Source organism: Streptacidiphilus albus JL83 (assembly GCF_000744705.1).
Lineage (GTDB): Bacteria > Actinomycetota > Actinomycetes > Streptomycetales > Streptomycetaceae > Streptacidiphilus > Streptacidiphilus albus.
Genome location: NZ_JQML01000001.1, coordinates 377,530 through 393,687, shown reverse-complemented (window position 1 = coordinate 393,687; position 16,158 = coordinate 377,530). Strand labels below are relative to the sequence as shown.

Here is a 16,158-nt window from a genome sequence, read left to right as displayed (position 1 = left end):
TATGAGTGCGGATCTTGATGACCTTGCCAGGTTTCTGCCGCCGCCAGAGGGCGGCGTATCCTCGCCGCCCTGGGAGGGCGCGGCTGCAGAAATTGGCATCGATTTCCCCGGGGATTATCGGGAATTTGTCGGCCGCTATGGCGGTGGGGTAATTTATACGGCACTTGATGAGCCGAGGTTCTTCGTTTATGCTCCAAGCCTAAGTAATGGCGGTTTTAATCGGTTCGTTGACAGAACTCATTCGGACTTTAGGCCGCTCTTTGAATTCGATGGTGCCGATGAGGACTATTGGGGTGGGGTGGTCTATCCAATCCATCCGGCGTCAGGTGGTCTGCTGGCCTGGGGTGAAAATGAGGACGGCGATATTTTCTTTTGGTTGACGGGGGATCCGGATCCGGACCGATGGCCGGTGATCATGTGGGCGCGAGGCGCTGCCACTACCTACCGCTTCGAGGGTGGAATGGTGGCGTTTCTCCTTAATGTGCTCCATGGCGATCACCCGGCGTCCGAGTGGCTAACTGGGCCCCGGATGTGGTGGATCATGGAGTCGGATTGGCTGCGAGAGGGCTTGTCGGTATCCTCTGGGCCGCCGGCTGTGTAGGTGTTTTTCGAATAGCCTGTGGTTGTCGATAAGATATACGCTCCACCTGAGAGGTTGATAGGTAATTTCGCGGGCGGCATGGAGGGCCACTGTGAAGCTGCAGCGGTCCGGGTCCGTACCGGTCCTGGACTCGGCGGCCTCGACCATCGCCGCACGCCGGCGGGGTCGCCCGACCGCAGGACGCGCCCTTGCATGATCGTGTGGCGGAGGGCGTAGTACGCGGACTCGTGCTCCCACCGCCTCGTGGTAGACGCGGACTAGTACTGCAACGACACTTCGGTATGACCTCTGCGTTTGTAGTGGCTGATTCGGGCCCGAGCCTGAGCTTTTCGGCGCCAGAACGACCAGGCGAGTGCATGGTGGATTCCGTTGCGCTTGGGAAAGCAGACGCGGCTGAAAAGATGTCGTGCTTCGTTCATGCTGACGGGCACCAACAGTTCACCAGTTCGAGATTTTGATCCCCTTTTTAGCGGCCTTCTCTCTAAGGAGGACGAGAAATGCGAGGGCGGCCATGGAGAGGGTGATATGCCGATACCACGCGGTATATCCACGGACCTGGTAGTGGTCAAGACCGGTCTCGTTCTTCGATGTCTGGAAGCACTCTTCGACCATCCACCGCGATCCCGCGATCGAGGCAAGCTTTTGGAGCGTGGTTCCGGTGGGACAGAAACATATGTAGTAGGCGATATCCGTAGGATCGGTGAGACTGCGTCGGGCAAGCAGCCAATGGTCCCAGCCCTCAAGACGCCAGGGGCGGATCGGGGCTGCCGCCCAGTCGTACTCCCGTGGTCCATGGGCACCATCACCGCAGCTCAGACGTTGCCAGGCATTGGCCGGAAGGCCGCCGATCAGCTCGTGAGCGCGGGCCTGTCCGAAGAATTCCATGGTGATGACCATCTGGGATTTTGGCACGACCAAAACGTGGGGGATGTCGTTTTCCTCCAGCCAAAGCCGCAAACGCCCGGTCTGACCGTAGACCTCATCGCCAGTCACCCAGGAGAACGGCACTCCGGCGTCAACGGCGCGTTTTAGCATTCGAAGTCCGAGATCGGGTTTGGTTGCGAAGTTGACATTGTCATCGATACCAGCGGCCTGGCACCGCTCACGGTCATCGGTCCAGTCCTTGGGAAGGTAAAGCTCCCGGTCGATCAGAGCCCGACCACGATTGGATCCGTACGCCAGAAACACACCGACCTGAGAATTATCGATTCGCCCCGCTGTCCCCGAGTACTGGCGCCCAACCCCCGCCGATCGGACCCCCTTCTTCATAAACCCCGTTTCATCCAGAATGAGGACTCCATGCTCGCGATCGCCGATGGCTTCGATAACCGCATTGCGGATGTCATCCCGTAACGCGTCCGCGTCCCAGGCGTAATAGTTCAGCAGTCGCTGCATTCCCTGCGGACCGGCGTCGCCTGCTGCTTCCGCCAGCGTCCAGCCGTTCTTCCGCTCCGTCTCGCCGAGCAGTCCCCGCAGGTAGGAGATCATCTGCCGCCGGGGCTCCACTCGCCCGAAACGACCAGCGAACCGGGACACGAAATCGTCAAACTCATCTGACCAGCCGTCAGTTATGTTTTCCAGCATACGATATCCAACGACCCAACCGCTCCTCAGGTCACGGAGTGTCGTTGCAGTACTAGGTCCTGTCTGGAGTTTGGATCTCGAGTTTGATGATTGGCCTGCGCCATGAGGCTCGGTTTTGATAGGCAGTCAGTCATGGCGCGAGGCAATGTCACCGATGAGCAGTGGGCCCTGATCGACCTCGATGAGTCTGTTGTGATCGCGGCTGGGTAGTGGTTTCGGTTCGCACCGGTTTGTCCTTCACGGCAGCTGTAGATCGTGATCTCGGTGGTGTTGCTCCTGGTCAGCGAGGCCGGGGCCGTCTGCGGGCATGAGGACAGCCGCCGCGATCATGACGAGATGTGACTCAACATCAGTACGCGGCGGCTGCCGCGCCGACGATAGCGCATGACCGGCACCGTGAGCTCTTCGAGGACCTCATGGGCGCTGTGGCCAGCGGTTTTCCCCGCCGGGAGACGCGTTCGACGTTCCGCCAGCTCGCCGAGGGGCTGCTGATGGAACTGGAGAACGTCAACTGCTGGACCCTGGCCGAGGCGATCGGCCACAGCGGCCCACACCGCCTGCAGCACCTGCTCTCCCGCGCGAGCTGGGACGACGAAGCGGTGCTGGACGCGGCCGCCGCCTGGGCCGTCGCCGCGCTGGACGACGGCGACGCGGTGCTGATCGCGGACGAGACCGGCGACGCGAAGTCCTCCACCGACGCGGTCGGCGCCGCCCACCAGTACTCCGGCTCGCTCGGCGGGATCGGCCTGTGCCAGGTCGCCGTCCACCTCACCTACGCCACCAGCCGCGGCCACACCATCGTCGACCGCGTCCACTACCTCGGCCGTCAGTGGGCCGCCGACGAGGAGCGTCGCGAACACACGGGCGTGCCAGAGGAGTTGATGTTCGCAACCAAGACCGCCCAGGCCCAGGCCATGCTGGAGAAGGCGCACGCCGCCGGGGTCCGCGCGAGCTTCTTCGCCGGGGACGAGGTCTACGGCGCCAAGGCCCTGCGGACCACCTGCCGCCGGCTCGGCCTCGGCTACGCAGTCGCGGTCCGCAGCAGCCACCACCTCACCCTGCCCTCGGGCGCCAGGCTGTCCGCCGCCAAGGCGAAAGCCCTGGTCCCCAAGGGGGCCTGGCAGCGGATGCGCACCGGAACCGGCAGCAAGGGCGCACGCGACTACGACTGGGCCATGCTCGACGTCCACCCCGACGACACCCCCGCCGACCACGCGGAAGGCGGGGTCTCGGTGCTGCTGGCCCGCCGCCACCGCTACACCGGAACCGTCTCCTACTACCGTTGCTGGAGCCCGATACCGGCGAGCCTGGCGCGGCTGGTGGGCATCGTGTGCCTGCGCTGGAAGATCGAGGAAGACTTCCAAGCCGCGAAGAACACCGTCGGCCTGGACAAAGGCCAGGTCACCACCTGGACCAGCTGGCACCGCTGGTCCACCGCCGCCCTGGTCGCCTACGCATTCCTCGCCGTCGCCACCGCCCTCGAAGCAGGCGAACCCACACCCGCCGGGCTCGAGCTGGTCCCACTCAGCAGCTTCGAACTCCTGCGCCTGCTCCGGCTACTGATCCTCCCCACGCCCCGCCGGGACGCCGGCCACGTCCTGCGCTGGTCCGCCTGGCGACGCCGCCACCAACACCGCGCCCGCGCCTGCCACCAACGCTGGCACGCCTACGCCGACAGCACCCCATGAACCCAAAGATCACGATCTACAGCTGCCGTGTCCTTGCGATGTCGGTGCGGGTCTTCGCGTTTCGCTGCGGCTGCGCCGGGGTTCCACTGCTCCCGGGGCTGGGCTCTGCTCCTTCCTGTTCCGCGTCGGTCGGGTGATGGAAGGTCAGTGGAGGGCCGGTAGGAGGCCGAGTCGTTGCCAGCAGGTGGTGAAGGCGTCGCACCAGGGCCAGGTGCGCGACAGGGTGAGCCAGCGGCGGCGGGCATGGCGGGTGAGCTTGGCCGGGAGGTGGTAGAGCCGGTAGCGCATGGTCTCGGGCTCGGCGGCGGCCAGGTCGTCGACGTCGTGCAGGCCGAGCAGGCGGGTCCAGGCGTCGAGGTCTGCGGCAAGGTTGCAGGTCAGCATCCACGCGCGGTTCACGTCCCAGGTCTGGGAGGGCAGGTTGCGCAGGCCCATGGCCTTGTTGCAGCGCACCCGGTCCTCGACCTGGGCCCTGGCCCGGGCGACGGCGTCCAGCCACTGCGGCTGGTGGGACCCGGCGATGCCCCACATGTGGCGGATGTTGGTCGCGATGACCGCGTAGCGCCAGCCGGTGGCGCGCTCGAAGTCCGTCAGCTTCTTGGCCTGCCGGGCAGAGGGTCGGGTGCGACGGACCAGCAGGCGCATGCCCTCGGGCCAGCCGGGGCGGGTGCTCAGGTCGGTGAGTTCGGCGATGTGCGCGGTGGGGACGGTGGTGCCGTGCTGGGCCAGGGTGTCGCCCCACGCGATGTCCGGCAGCAGGGAGATGGCGGTCTCGTCGGCGTCGGTCATCTTCCAGCCGACCAGGTAGCGCACGGTGCGGCGGGCGGTGTTGAGGGCTTCGAGGTGGTCCAGGAGGTCGTGGGTGGCACCCGCGCCGTCGATCCGGATCAGGATCTTGGCGGCCGAGGAGTCGGGGACCTGGCGCAGGGCGTCGGCCAGGACCCGCAGGTGGTCGGTGACCGTGTTCGCGCCGGCGTTGCCCTCGCGCAGCAGCATGGCCAGGCACTCCTGGGTGTTCTGGCACCACGCGGCCAGCGGATGAAAGCCGAACGTCCGCTTGAAAGTCGCCGCTGCCCCGGCCTTCCTGGACGCCGAGGTGATGATCGTGGCGTCGATGTCGATCACGATCCACCCCGTCAGGCGCTTGCCCGCCACGCTCAGCCAGGGGAATCCGCCGGGCCGCAGCGCGATCTGGTTCCACACGTGGCGACGCACCCGTGCCCGGACCTTCGCGATCCGCGCCAGGACCCTGTCATCGATCGCCGCCAACGCGCGGCGCATCGTTGAGTCCGAGGCCGGAGCCTTGAACAGCGCGGACTGGTGGGCCAGTAGAGCCTCAGCGTCCAGCAGGCTCGTGGCCCCCAGCGCGATCGCGACCGCGAGCATCACCACCACCTGGCCGCGATCACGCCACCCGGTACCGACGCCGCTCGGCAGTACCCTCCCCAGCGCACTGGTCAGCCCGGTCCGGTCCGCACATCGGCGCAGCAGCGCCGCCCCGGCGTGTCCGACCACGCCCTTGCCGTCGGCCTTCACCGACAGCCGTTCATCCCACCCTGTAGCCTTCACCCGAAAGGTGCCTTGCTCCCGCACTGGATATGACTTCGACACTCACATCCTTGCAGGTCAACGGCACCTTTCCCTGATCCGGGGTCAGATCATCGCCACCGTTGAATACCCAAGGCTGGTCCTGCCTGAAGTACTGATCTTTAACTAGCCGCTTAACTCAACTTCCGGTAGCGCCAGACCGGTTCCGGCGAGGTGCGTGGCGTGCTTGACGCTGCCGAGTGCCGCCTCGGCGGTGTCGGCGAGTTCGTGGATCGAACGGAATGCGCGGTTCGCGAGCAGGTCCTTCACGTTCTTCCACAGGAGCTCCACCGGATTCAGTTCCGGCGCGTACGGCGGCAGCGCGACCACGCGCAGCCATGTCGACTGCTCGGCAATCCAGGCTCTGACCTGGGCTGATGTGTGACTGGAGTAGTTGTCCCAGATCAGCGTGACCTTCGCGCCGAGGCGGGCGTGCAGCATCGTGAGGAGCAGGGGGAAGTCCTCTTTCGTGTACCCCTCGCCACTCTTGTGCCAGGCGAGCATCCGGGGCTCGCGCCCGGTGCGGTAGGCCAGGAAGGTCACCATGTTCTCGCGCTTGCCCCGTGCCCCGTTCATGGCGATGACGGGTGTGACGCCCCGTGGACCCCAGGAGCGGCGCACTACCCCGGTGAGCGCGGCTCCCGCCTCATCCTCGAAGACTATCCAGCGTCCCTCGCGTGCGGCCTGGTCGGATGGGACGCCGCCGGCCACGTCTGTGTGCGCCAAGCGGCGATCGCCTCCTCGTCCCGCTGGACGGCCCGTGTCACCGGAACCTGCCAGGACCACCCCAGTCGCTTCAGCAGGTACCACACGCCCGCAAGGGTGAACCGCGGACCGAACCGCTCCTCGATCACCCGCGCGATCCGCGCCAGCGTCCACAACTGATCGTCCCACCCCGACTCCAGCGGTCCGCGCCTCAGCACCACCAGCAGGTCGCCTTCCTCACCGGACGTCAGATAGGAACCAGGACCCCCTGGCCGTGCGACCAGCGCCTCCGACCCGCCCTCTTCCCACGCGGCCCGCCACTGACACACAGCCTGCCGCGACACCCCCAGCAACCGGCCGATCTCAGCCTGCTTCACGCCCTGTTCGAACAGAGCGGCAGCCCGCATTCGCCGCTCCTCACGCCAAGCAGCATCCAACTTGCCCGAACTAGACTGCACCATAGGGAACTTGTACCCATTATGACTGATCGTCAAGTCAGAGATTAAAGATCAGTAGTGAGCTGCCGACGCCTGGAGTAAAATAACCGGGATATCGGTTCAGCTACCTAGGGTCCCCCTAGTACTACAGCCGGTGGTTTTACGGTGAGTGAGCGCGGGCGGTTCGGGTGCGGTAGTGGCTGTGGCGGGCCCGGGTTTGGTGGCGGGTGCGCCAGCGGTGCCAGTGCATGGTCAGCCAGGTGCGGGCGGTGCGCACTGGTGCCTGGACGATGCGGTCGTACAGGCGGCGGATCTCGTTCACGGTCGGGGGTCGACTGTCGGTGGACGGTGCGGTATTAGCCGGCTCCGGACGTCGGCCAGGAAGGCCATGGCGAGCATGCATACGGTGGTGTGCCGGTACCACGAGCACCATTTGCGTACCTCGTGCTCATCGAGTCCGACCTGGCCCTTGGCCACCTGGAAGGACTCCTCGACCATCCAGCGCTGCCCGGCGGCGGTCACCAGTGCGGACAGGGTGGTGCCGGTGTCGGCGTGGCACAGGAAGTAGGCGACCTCGCGGACCAGTTCGCCGGTCTTCTTGTTCACCTTGTTCGGAACGGTGGAACGCCGGATCAACAGGTGGCGCTCCAACTCCAGATCAGTGTGGGCGAGTTGGACGATGGCCCAGTCGTAGTCGCGCGGGCCCTTGGCGCCGTCGGCGCACGAACGGCGCTCGAAGACGTCCTCGGGCACGGCCGCGTACAGTTCGCGGGCCTGGCGGGTGCGCCCGTCGGGCAGTGGCAGCGCCTCGTCCTTGGGGATGGCCAGCACGTAGCGGATGCGCTGTTCCTCCAGCCAGGCACGCAGGGCGCGGGCCTGGCCGTAGACCTCGTCGGCCAGGAAGTAGGAGAACGGGACCCCTGCCCGCACGGCGCGTTCCACCATCCGCCGGGCCAGTTCCGGCTTGGTGGCCACTTGCGTGGCGCGCTCGGGCGGGATGCCCTGCTCGGCACTGCGCCGTTCATGTTCGGCGGTGGTTCCAGCCCATGTCCTCCCGAGGTAGAGCTCACGGTCGATCAGTGTCCGACCCCGGCTGGAGCCGTAGGACAGGTGGACGCTGACCTGGGCGTTCTCGATCCGGCCTGCGGTTCCGGTGTACTGCCGCTGCACCCCGGCGCTCTTGGTGCCCTTCTTGATGTCACCAGTCTCGTCCGCGATGAGTACCGCATCCGGGGCGGTCAGGGCGGCGACGGCATAGTCCCGGACCCGGTCGCGCAGTTCGTCCGCGTCCCACGCCGCCTTGGCCAGGAAGCCCTGCAGCCGGTCGGGGTTGGGGTGACCGGCGAACTCGGCCAGCTGCCACAGGTTCTTGCGCGGCACCTCAGCCAGCAGCCCGCGCATCATCGCCCGCAGGTTCTCCCGCGAGGCCGGGCGGGCGAACACATCGTCCACCGAGGCACACAGCGCCTCCAACTCACCCTCCATGGAACGGACATCAGCCTCGCTCAACTCGCCCGTCGGCACCGCACCTGGCGGCAGCATCACTCCCACGAATGGAGTAACGAGCCAGCCGCCATCACGTCACGTGAACAACCGGCTGTAGTACTAGGTAGCTGGGGGTACGTAGTTGTTGCGAGAGGGGAAATGGATATGAATTCGTCACTTCGACGGCTCGTCGATGTTCTGTCACCTCCTGGGAATCCGCAAGAAAATGTGGACTGGCAAGCGGTGGAGCGGCGCTGGAAAGTCTCCTTCCCTCGGGATTTCCGGGAATTCATGGATGCTTACGGCAGGGGCACAATTGACAATGTGCTCACGATCGCAACTCCCGTCGACGGTGAACTGACGCCGGGCGTGCTTCGGTGTCGTGACCTAACGCCGATCGCCAATACTGAGTCCCGAATTGACGGAAATGAGTTTTGGTATCCAGCTTGGCCGCAGATGGGCTCCCTTGTTGGCTGGGGCACTACGGGGACTGGCGTCGACCTCTTCTGGTGCATGCGTGGAGAGGATCCAGACCTGTGGCCTCTGGTTGTGCGGAATCATCGTGGGGGTGCAGCGAAGGAACTGTTCATGGGCATGGTGGAATTCATCACGCTCACGCTCGGTGATCGCCATCATCGCCCATTTGACATTCCCGACATTTTGGGCGCTCCCCATTCCCGTTTCATTCATGCGGAGGATGAACGTCGACTTATGAGTGAGGGTGCCGATCCCTGGGAGTACCTGGTGAATTCGACGAGCTCTGAGGCGGGCGAGGTGAATTTAGACCGCGCCTCCCTGGGGGCTGGGAGTTGAGCTTGTGAACGTTGCATCTGAATCAGTGTCAGCGGCGACCCGGCGGCGGGTACGTCGCCGCGGCCACGGCCTCCCTGGTCACCGCGCAGCAGGAGGTCGCCGCCAACCCCGCCCCGACGGTGCCCAGCGGCGTGCAGACCATGCCCACGCAGTAGCGGCGGCTCCGCCCGACCCACGCTGCCGGCCGTGCCCGCCCGCCCCGGGCACGGCCCCGGCGGCGGGTCAGCGCAGCGCTTCGGCGCGGTCGAGCTCCTCGTCGAGGGCGATGGCGGCGGTGATCAGCGCGAGGTGGGTGAACGCCTGGGGGAAGTTGCCGAGTTGCTCGCCGGTCGGGCCGATCTCCTCGGCGAACAGGCCGACGTGGTTGGCGTAGGTGAGCATCTTGTCGAAGGCGTAGCGGGCCTCGTCGGTGCGGCCGGCCCGGGCCAGGGCGTCCACGTAGAGGAAGCTGCACAGGGAGAAGGTGCCCTCGCTCCCGCGCAGGCCGTCCGATGAGGCGGCGGGGTTGTAGCGGTAGACGAGGCTGTCGGAGACCAGTTCGGTGTTCATCGCGTCGAGGGTGGCCAGCCAGCGGGGGTCGGTCGGGGAGAGGAAGCCGACCAGCGGCATCAGCAGCAGCGAGGCGTCCAGGACATCGGTGCCGTAGTGCTGGACGAAGGCCTGGCGCTGCTCGTTCCAGCCCTTCCGCACGACCTGGTCCATGATGGCGTCGCGGGCCGCCCGCCAGCGCGGGAGGTCGGCGGGCCGTCCGAAGCGGGTGGCCACCTCGATGCCGCGGTCGAAGGCGAGCCAGCACATCAGCCGGCTGTAGGTGAAGTCCTGCTGTCCGCCGCGGGTCTCCCAGATGCCCTCGTCGGGGCGGTCCCAGTGGTCGGTCAGCCAGTCGAGCAGCTCTGCGCTGAGCCGCCAGCCGTCGATGCCCGCGAGGTCGGCCAGGGTGCGGACCTGGGCGAGGGCGTGGACGGCCTCGCCGTAGATGTCGAGCTGCAGCTGGCCGGCGGCGCCGTTGCCGGCGCGGACCGGCGCCGAGGAGCGCCAGCCCTCCAGGTGGTCCAGCACCTCCTCGGTCAGCTCGGGGTCCCCGTCCACGCGGTACATGATCTGCAGCGGCTCGCCGTTGGCGGTGTTCCCGGCGCTGAGGCGGTCGCCGAGCCAGCGGCGGAAGGCGTGGGCCTCCTCGGTGTAGCCGAGGTCCTGCAACGCCCGTACCGACAGCGAGGCGTCGCGAATCCAGGTGTAGCGGTAGTCCCAGTTGCGTTCGCCGCCGACCTGCTCGGGCAGGCCCATGGTGGCTGCGGCGATCGGGGCGCCGGTGGGCGCGTAGGTCAGCAGCTTGAGGGTGATCGCCGAGCGGCGCACCTGCTGCTGCCAGCGGCCGCGGTAGCGGCACCGGGCGGTCCAGCCCTGCCAGTAGTGCCGGGTGTGCCGGATCTGCGCCAGGGCGTCCGACAGGGTCAGCGGGTCCGGCGCCGGGCCGCCGTCGTCGCCGGCGCTGTCGCTGTCGCTGTCGCAGAGGGTCAGCAGGGCGGCCGCCTCCTCGCCGGCGCGGAGCGTGACCCGGGCGCGGACGTCGCCCGCGCCGTCGCGCTCCAGCCGGATCGGCCCGGCCGTCTGCAGACGGGCGTCGATGCCCGGACCCGCGAAGAGCGCGTCGGCGCCGTCGAGGTGCAGGCTGTGCGCGGCGCGGCCGTAGTCGAACCGGGGGCGGCACTCCAGGGTGAAGTCGACGCTGCCGCGCACCACCCGCATCCCGCGCAGCAGCCGGTGCCGGTCCGTGGCCTGCTCGGGGCGGTTCACCGGCATGCAGTCCACGACCTCCCCGACGCCGTCGGGGGTCAGGAACCGGGTGACCAGGATCGCCGTGTCGGCCAGGTAGAGCTGGCGGACGCTGGTGCCCGGGACGTCCGCGGCGCTGATTGAGAAGTAGCCGCCGCGGTCGTGGTCGAGCAGGGCGGCGAAGACGCTGGGCGAGTCGAAGCGCGGCGCGCACATCCAGTCGACGACACCCTCGGCCGAGACCAGGGCACAGGTCTGCAGATCGCCGACGAGCCCGTGGTCGGCGATGGACGGGTAGCGGAGCATGGGAGGTCCCTCCGGAAAGGGGCACGGCGCCGACTCCGGGGCGGTGCGGGTCAGGGGGCGGTGCACCGGCGCGGCCAGTGGTGCGGTGCCGCACGCGGCGGCACGTCCCGGCCACTCTTTCCGGCCCCGACCGCCGCGACCAGCCGGGTTGCTCCGTCCGGGTCCGCGCCCGGTCTGCCGGCGAACCCCGGCACCCCCAGGCCGGACTCGTAGGCGATCACCACCGCGTGGGTCCGGTTCTGCGCGCCCAGCGATCTCACCGTGCAGCAGCCGCACCCGCTCGGCCAGGCCGGGCAGGCCGTGTCCGGAGGTCGGGAAGGCCCTCGTGCCCGTGCCCGTGCCGGGCGTGGTCCGGTTGACCACGCCGAGCTCCAGCCGGTCCGGCGCGGCCGCGACCCGGACCTCGATCGGACCGCCGCTCCCGTGCCGCAGCGCGTTGGTGAGCGCCTCCTGGAGGATCGCCGCGCAGCAGCGGCCGGAGTCTCCTGAACATGATCGTAAGTATGACCGGGCAGCTCAGCGGGGTCCTCCCCCGATCGGGGGAGGAGTTCTTCCCGCCCCCGCGCGATGTGCCTCCCGGCCCCCGGAGACCAGGATCATGCCCAGATACCGGTCAACGAGAGGACCACCGATGTACACGACAGGGACAGAGATGCCGCCGAGCCGGACAGCACCGGCGGTGCGGCCGCCGACCGGTCGGCCCGGCCTGTCCGCGGTCGCCCTGGTGCTGGGAGCGATCGCGCTGAGCACCTCGATCCTCGTCGTCGGCGGAGTGATCGGGGTCGCCGGTCTGATCCTGGGCAGTGTCGCCCTGGCCCGGTCCAGGCGGACCGGCCTCGGCCGGGACCGGGCCGTCACCGCCGTGGTGACGTCGGCGCTCGCGATCGTGGTGTCCGTCCTGGTCGCCGTGTTCCTGCTCTGGTACGGCCACCGGACGGCGAGCTGCTACCACTTCCACCACCTGCACCAGTACCAGCAGTGCGTCAGCCGGCTGTTCTCCGCCGGGTGAGGCTCCACCGGCCCGGTCCCGCTCGGGGCGCCGGTCAGCCGAGTGCCGCTGCCAGCAGTGCGGCGGCCTCGGCGACCAGCGGTTCGTCGGCGGGGGCGGTGGAGACGTGCTTGGTGGTCAGCACGGACAGCACGACCGGTCCCCGGCCGGGGGGCCAGGCGATGCCCACGTCGTTGGCGGTGCCGTAACCGCCGGTGCCGGTCTTGTCCGCGAGGGTCCAGTCCTTGGGCAGTCCCGCGCGGAAGCGGTTGCCGCTGGTCGTGTCGGCGAGCAGCCATCCGGTCAGCCGCTCGCGGTGCCGCGCCCCGAGCACGTCTCCCAGGACGAGCCGGGCGTAGGTCCGGCCGATGGCACGGGGGCTGGTGGTGTCGGTGACCCGCCCCGGCTCCGCCGAGTTCAGCGCGGGCTCCCAGCGGTCGAGCCGGGTCACCCCGTCGCCGATGGAACGGCAGAAGCGGGTGAACGCGGGCGGACCACCGATCTCGCGCAGCAGCAGATTGGCTGCGGTGTTGTCGCTGTACTCGATGGCGGCCGCGCACAGGTCGGCGACGGTCATGCCGTGGGCGAGGTTCCCGGGCAGGCCGGTGATCGGCGCATACCCCGACCCGGTGACGTCCTGCTCCGTGTAGCGGACGCGCTCGGCGAGGAACCGGCCGTCCCGGTCGAGGTCCCGCAGGATCGCGGCGACGGTGACGGTCTTGGAGGTGGAGCACATCGCGAACAGCTCGTCCGCGCGGTAGCCCACGGTCCTGCCGGTGACCGTATCGGCCGCGAAGACCCCCAGCCGGGCGGAGTGCGCCCGTTCGAGAGCGCGCAGCCGGGCGGTGATCCCCTCGCCGTCGGCGCCCTGCGCGAAGGCCCTTCCCCCGCTGGGGAGGACGACGGTGAGAGCGGTGCCGGCAGCCCCGACGAGAACGCCGCGCCGGCTCGGACGCAATTCCATGACCATGCTCCTTCGAGGTGTGCGGTACCAACGGGCAACGGCCTTCACCCTAGCGAGAGAGACGATCTCCGGTACACGGAGCAGGCTCGGCCGAAACGGCCCGTCCGCGTCCGAACCGCCGCGACCTCCCCGAGCGGGAGCGTGACTCGCGGCGACAGATCGGGCCACGAAAGGCACTGGCGTCACGTCCCTCGCAGTCGTAGCGTGGACCTGCGGCAGACGCCCCTTTTGTCCGTACCACAGCGGCTGTCGTGCAGCGAGGAACGGCGCCAAGGGAGCGGCAGATGAATCGTCTCGGTTGGACGGCAGCGGTCCTGGCCTGCGTCGGCTCCGCAATTCCCGTGGTCGCCGTCGGAGCGCCCGCCACCTCGTTCGCGGCCACGCCGACCGCGGTCCACCAGGTGAGCCGGACCGGGCCGGTCGTCCTCGGCTGCGTGGGCGAGGCCGGGACGCGTCCCGCCACCTACCTGCTCGCCTGCGGGGACGGCAACAACTACCTCGTCTCGCTGCACTGGTCTCAGTGGGGGGCGAAGGGCGCCCGCGCGGTCGGCACCGACGTGGCCAACGACTGCCTGCCCTACTGCGCCGCCGGCCACTTCCACGACTACCCCGCGGTGGTCTCGCTCAGCGGGGCCGAGCCCTGGACCGGGCACCCGGGGGTCGAGCGCTTCACCCGGCTGACGCTGGACTACCCGGGGGCCAGGCCGGCCGGAGCCCAGCGGCAGATCAGCTACACCCTGCCGGCCGGTCCGGTCTGACGGGTCTGACGGGTCGTCCGGAACCGGCTGAGGCACGGGCTGCGGCGGCCCGCCGTCATTCGCCGAAGGGACCGGGCTCGCAGGGCGAGACGCCCTCGCCCGAGGGCGCCGACAGCGCGAGCACCTGACCGATCGTGCCGTCGGTCAACCGGTAGCGGATCACCCGCCCGTCGCGGATGCCGGTGACGACGCCTGCGGTCTTCAGCAGCCGCAGCGCCTGGGAGACGGTGGTCGCGTTCATCCCGGTCGCCACCGCGAGATCGGTGACGCTGATCGGCCCGGCCTGCCGGATGGCGAGCAGCAGCGCGAGCCGGTGCGGATCGCTGACCAGGGAGAAGCGGGAGGCCCAGGCGGCGAGGTGCTCGGGGTCGCCGATCGCCGCGATCGCCGCGCACACCCGGTGGTCGTCGATGGACGGTAGGTGGGCCCGCTCGGTCGGCACGAGATGCATGTGACAACTGTCTCACATGTTACACATCTCATTAGTTATGCAGGCTTGTAGCTGTTGTCCGGCTGCCCCTACGATGACTGCGTTCCGACAACGGTCGGAACGGCGCAGCTCCAGCGAAGCCCGGTGTGAATCCGGCACTGTCCCGCAACGGTGAAGCCCCTCAGCCACGGCGCATGTCGACCGTGTCCGAAGGGGACGAGTCCGGTCGCCTGTGGCTGCACCGATGGAACCCCGTCTCGCAGGAGGGCGGCTCCACCCCCGGCCGCGACGGCTGGTCGAGGGGCGCCGGACCTGTGAGCATCCCGAGGAGGATGCCCCGTGTCATCGATCGCCACCAGGTACCGGACCGTGACCCAGGCGCTCCATCCGTCCGAATGGGCCAGACTCGGCGTGATGGCTCTGGTCATCCTGGCCCTCAACGGCTTCGGCTGGGGCATTTACATCTTCACCGTGCTGCCGCACCACTTCCACTACGACAAGCTCGGCGTCGGCCTCGGCGTCGCCTTCACCGCCTGGACGCTGGGCGCCCGGCACGCCTTCGACGCGGACCACATCTCCGCGATCGACAACGTCACCCGCAAGCTGATGGCGGAAAAGAAGCGCCCGCTGGGCACCGGCTTCTTCTTCGCGCTGGGCCACTCCACGATCGTGGTCGCCGTCGGCGTGGGCATCACCATCGCCGCCAAGGCCGTGTTCGGCGCGATGGTCGACCCCAACTCCACCTACGAGACCCTGGGCGGGATGCTCGGCACGATCACCTCGGCCGGCTTCCTCTACCTGATCGCGGCGCTGAACCTGATCGTGCTGGCCGGGATCTTCAAGGTCTTCCGCGACATGCGGCGCGGCACGTTCAACGAGGACGAGCTCGAACGCCAGCTCCAGGCCCGCGGGTTGATGTGGCGCTTCTTCGGCCGCTTCATGCGCTCGATCAACCACACCTACCAGATGTTCTTCGTCGGCCTGGTCTTCGGCATCGGCTTCGACACCGCCACCGAGGTGGTGCTGCTCGCCGCGACGGCCTACGCCGCCACCTCCGGACTGCCCTTCTACGCGGTGCTCGCCCTGCCGCTGCTCTTCTCCGGCGGCATGACCCTGTTCGACACCCTCGACGGCTGCTTCATGAACTTCGCCTACGGCTGGGCCTTCGCCAAGCCGGTGCGGAAGGTCTACTACAACCTCGTCATCACCGGCCTGTCGATCGCCGCCGCCTTCCTGATCGGCACCATCGAGATGCTGGGCGTGCTCACCAGCGAGATGCACCTCAGCGGCCCCTTCTGGGACTTCATGGCCGACTTCGACATCAACAAGGCCGGCTTCGTCATCGCCGGCCTGTTCGCCGGCACCTGGATCGTCGCGCTGCTCTTCTGGCGCTTCGGCAAGGTCGAGTCCCGCTGGCAGGCCGGACTCGACCGGGGCACGGGCGTCGCCTCCGCGGAGGAGGAGCCCCAGCCCGCGAGCTGAGGCGACGTCACACCGGGGGCCACGCGCCGCAGCGCGTGGCCCCCGGTGGGCGGTGCGGTCGCGGGACGGCTGCGCCGTGCGAGGATGGGCGGGTGCTGCTGCGGATCGAGGGCTACGACCTGCCGGGACGTCACTGCGGGCCCGGACCGGACTTTCCCGGGGCCGGGAACGTCCATGTCGCCGTGCAACGCAAGGACAGGCCGGGCGAGTTGCTCGCGGTGCAGCCGGGTGACGCGGACTCGGTGTCCTGGGAGCTGGAGTGCGAGCCCCTCACCGACGCCGACGGCGTGCTGACGCTGCGTGGCCGCTACATCCAGAACCGGCTGGGCGGTCGCTTCGTCTACCTGTCGTGGGGCGAGGTCGGCACGGACGGCGGCTTCACCATGTTCCGGCGGGCCAAGCTGCTGCTGTCGGGCGTGGAGCCGGCGGTCATGGCCGCGGCGGTGGAGACCGGCACCCTGCTGGCGCGGGTCCGGATGACCGACGCCAAGGGGAATCCGGTCTGCGCCTGGACGGAACTCGCCTGGAGCGCGCCGCTCGCGGACTGACCGCGA

Annotated in this window: 16 protein-coding genes and 1 pseudogene; 8 read left to right on the top strand and 9 right to left on the bottom strand. The window is 68.4% G+C overall.

Features of this window, described 5'->3' with window-relative positions; all coding sequences use genetic code 11:
• Position 1 precedes the first annotated feature (1 nt).
• On the top strand, positions 2–601 hold the full coding sequence (locus BS75_RS45855; protein ID WP_160312344.1) for an SMI1/KNR4 family protein: 600 nt from the start codon (positions 2–4) through the stop codon (positions 599–601).
• Between the two features lie 438 nt (positions 602–1,039).
• Here the strand turns inward: BS75_RS45855 and BS75_RS01830 are convergent, their stop codons facing one another.
• The gene (locus BS75_RS01830) at positions 1,040–2,185 is read right to left on the bottom strand and encodes an IS701 family transposase (RefSeq protein WP_034086918.1); all 1,146 of its coding nucleotides are present in this window, start codon (positions 2,183–2,185) and stop codon (positions 1,040–1,042) included.
• Positions 2,186–2,523: 338 nt separating this feature from the next.
• Between BS75_RS01830 and BS75_RS01825 the strand changes: the two genes are divergently transcribed.
• Positions 2,524–3,873 carry an IS701 family transposase gene (locus tag BS75_RS01825; protein WP_034086917.1) on the top strand — a complete coding sequence of 450 codons (1,350 nt, stop codon included), beginning with the start codon at positions 2,524–2,526 and terminating at the stop codon, positions 3,871–3,873.
• A 144-nt stretch (positions 3,874–4,017) separates the two neighbouring features.
• Here the strand turns inward: BS75_RS01825 and BS75_RS01820 are convergent, their stop codons facing one another.
• The 4 genes from BS75_RS01820 to BS75_RS01805 all read right to left on the bottom strand — a co-directional run bounded on the left by BS75_RS01820 (position 4,018) and on the right by BS75_RS01805 (position 8,144).
• Positions 4,018–5,442 carry an IS1380 family transposase gene (locus BS75_RS01820; RefSeq protein WP_231607652.1) on the bottom strand — a complete coding sequence of 475 codons (1,425 nt, stop codon included), beginning with the start codon at positions 5,440–5,442 and terminating at the stop codon, positions 4,018–4,020.
• A 144-nt stretch (positions 5,443–5,586) separates the two neighbouring features.
• The gene (locus BS75_RS01815; protein ID WP_231608088.1) at positions 5,587–6,081 is read right to left on the bottom strand and encodes a transposase; all 495 of its coding nucleotides are present in this window, start codon (positions 6,079–6,081) and stop codon (positions 5,587–5,589) included.
• A 38-nt stretch (positions 6,082–6,119) separates the two neighbouring features.
• Positions 6,120–6,626, bottom strand: coding sequence for a winged helix-turn-helix domain-containing protein (locus BS75_RS01810; protein WP_034086915.1), 507 nt, complete (start codon positions 6,624–6,626; stop codon positions 6,120–6,122).
• A gap of 294 nt (positions 6,627–6,920) precedes the next feature.
• Complete coding sequence (locus tag BS75_RS01805; protein ID WP_081982015.1) at positions 6,921–8,144, bottom strand: IS701 family transposase; 1,224 nt, start codon at positions 8,142–8,144, stop codon at positions 6,921–6,923.
• A gap of 102 nt (positions 8,145–8,246) precedes the next feature.
• Here BS75_RS01805 and BS75_RS47665 point away from each other — a divergent pair, with 102 nt between their 5' ends.
• Together BS75_RS47665 and BS75_RS47660 are read left to right on the top strand one after the other, a co-directional pair.
• Positions 8,247–8,900, top strand: coding sequence for an SMI1/KNR4 family protein (locus BS75_RS47665; protein WP_152646196.1), 654 nt, complete (start codon positions 8,247–8,249; stop codon positions 8,898–8,900).
• Positions 8,901–8,911: 11 nt separating this feature from the next.
• Positions 8,912–9,055: a hypothetical protein gene (locus tag BS75_RS47660; RefSeq protein WP_156164194.1), complete on the top strand. Its 144-nt coding sequence runs from the start codon at positions 8,912–8,914 to the stop codon at positions 9,053–9,055.
• 67 nt (positions 9,056–9,122) lie between these two features.
• On the opposite strand, the gene BS75_RS01800 is transcribed toward BS75_RS47660, so the two are convergent.
• Together BS75_RS01800 and BS75_RS47655 are read right to left on the bottom strand one after the other, a co-directional pair.
• Entirely contained in the window at positions 9,123–10,982 is a 1,860-nt protein-coding gene (locus BS75_RS01800; protein ID WP_034086914.1) for a glycoside hydrolase family 15 protein, read from the bottom strand.
• Positions 10,983–11,158: 176 nt separating this feature from the next.
• Positions 11,159–11,233: pseudogene (locus BS75_RS47655) on the bottom strand (DNA-binding response regulator); the annotation flags it as partial.
• A 380-nt stretch (positions 11,234–11,613) separates the two neighbouring features.
• On the opposite strand from BS75_RS47655, the gene BS75_RS01790 reads away from it, so the two are divergent.
• A complete protein-coding gene (locus BS75_RS01790; RefSeq protein WP_231607651.1) occupies positions 11,614–11,991 on the top strand; it encodes a DUF4190 domain-containing protein in 378 nt (125 codons plus the stop codon).
• Positions 11,992–12,025: 34 nt separating this feature from the next.
• Here BS75_RS01790 and bla read toward each other — a convergent pair whose 3' ends face one another.
• Positions 12,026–12,934 (bottom strand): class A beta-lactamase, encoded by a 909-nt coding sequence (gene bla / locus BS75_RS01785; protein ID WP_042440098.1) that lies wholly within the window; start codon positions 12,932–12,934, stop codon positions 12,026–12,028.
• Positions 12,935–13,218: 284 nt separating this feature from the next.
• Here bla and BS75_RS01780 point away from each other — a divergent pair, with 284 nt between their 5' ends.
• Entirely contained in the window at positions 13,219–13,692 is a 474-nt protein-coding gene (locus BS75_RS01780; protein WP_034086911.1) for a hypothetical protein, read from the top strand.
• A 55-nt stretch (positions 13,693–13,747) separates the two neighbouring features.
• On the opposite strand, the gene BS75_RS01775 is transcribed toward BS75_RS01780, so the two are convergent.
• The gene (locus tag BS75_RS01775; protein WP_042440096.1) at positions 13,748–14,143 is read right to left on the bottom strand and encodes an ArsR/SmtB family transcription factor; all 396 of its coding nucleotides are present in this window, start codon (positions 14,141–14,143) and stop codon (positions 13,748–13,750) included.
• A 318-nt stretch (positions 14,144–14,461) separates the two neighbouring features.
• Here BS75_RS01775 and nicT point away from each other — a divergent pair, with 318 nt between their 5' ends.
• Positions 14,462–15,604, top strand: coding sequence for a Nickel transporter NicT (nicT, locus tag BS75_RS01770; RefSeq protein ID WP_042440094.1), 1,143 nt, complete (start codon positions 14,462–14,464; stop codon positions 15,602–15,604).
• Between the two features lie 92 nt (positions 15,605–15,696).
• The gene (locus BS75_RS01765) at positions 15,697–16,152 is read left to right on the top strand and encodes a DUF5990 family protein (RefSeq protein WP_034086910.1); all 456 of its coding nucleotides are present in this window, start codon (positions 15,697–15,699) and stop codon (positions 16,150–16,152) included.
• Positions 16,153–16,158: the final 6 nt, after the last annotated feature.

Excerpts from the sequence above, each read along its gene's own strand:
- BS75_RS01800 (WP_034086914.1), bottom strand. The coding sequence starts at position 10,982 with ATGCTCCGCTACCCGTCCATCGCCGACCACGGGCTCGTCGGCGATCTG.
- BS75_RS47665 (WP_152646196.1), top strand. The coding sequence starts at position 8,247 with ATGGATATGAATTCGTCACTTCGACGGCTCGTCGATGTTCTGTCACCT.
- BS75_RS01790 (WP_231607651.1), top strand. The coding sequence starts at position 11,614 with ATGTACACGACAGGGACAGAGATGCCGCCGAGCCGGACAGCACCGGCG.
- BS75_RS01780 (WP_034086911.1), top strand. The coding sequence starts at position 13,219 with ATGAATCGTCTCGGTTGGACGGCAGCGGTCCTGGCCTGCGTCGGCTCC.
- bla (WP_042440098.1), bottom strand. The coding sequence starts at position 12,934 with ATGGAATTGCGTCCGAGCCGGCGCGGCGTTCTCGTCGGGGCTGCCGGC.
- BS75_RS01810 (WP_034086915.1), bottom strand. The coding sequence starts at position 6,626 with ATGGTGCAGTCTAGTTCGGGCAAGTTGGATGCTGCTTGGCGTGAGGAG.
- BS75_RS01830 (WP_034086918.1), bottom strand. The coding sequence starts at position 2,185 with ATGCTGGAAAACATAACTGACGGCTGGTCAGATGAGTTTGACGATTTC.
- BS75_RS01775 (WP_042440096.1), bottom strand. The coding sequence starts at position 14,143 with ATGCATCTCGTGCCGACCGAGCGGGCCCACCTACCGTCCATCGACGAC.
- BS75_RS01805 (WP_081982015.1), bottom strand. The coding sequence starts at position 8,144 with ATGCTGCCGCCAGGTGCGGTGCCGACGGGCGAGTTGAGCGAGGCTGAT.
- BS75_RS45855 (WP_160312344.1), top strand. The coding sequence starts at position 2 with ATGAGTGCGGATCTTGATGACCTTGCCAGGTTTCTGCCGCCGCCAGAG.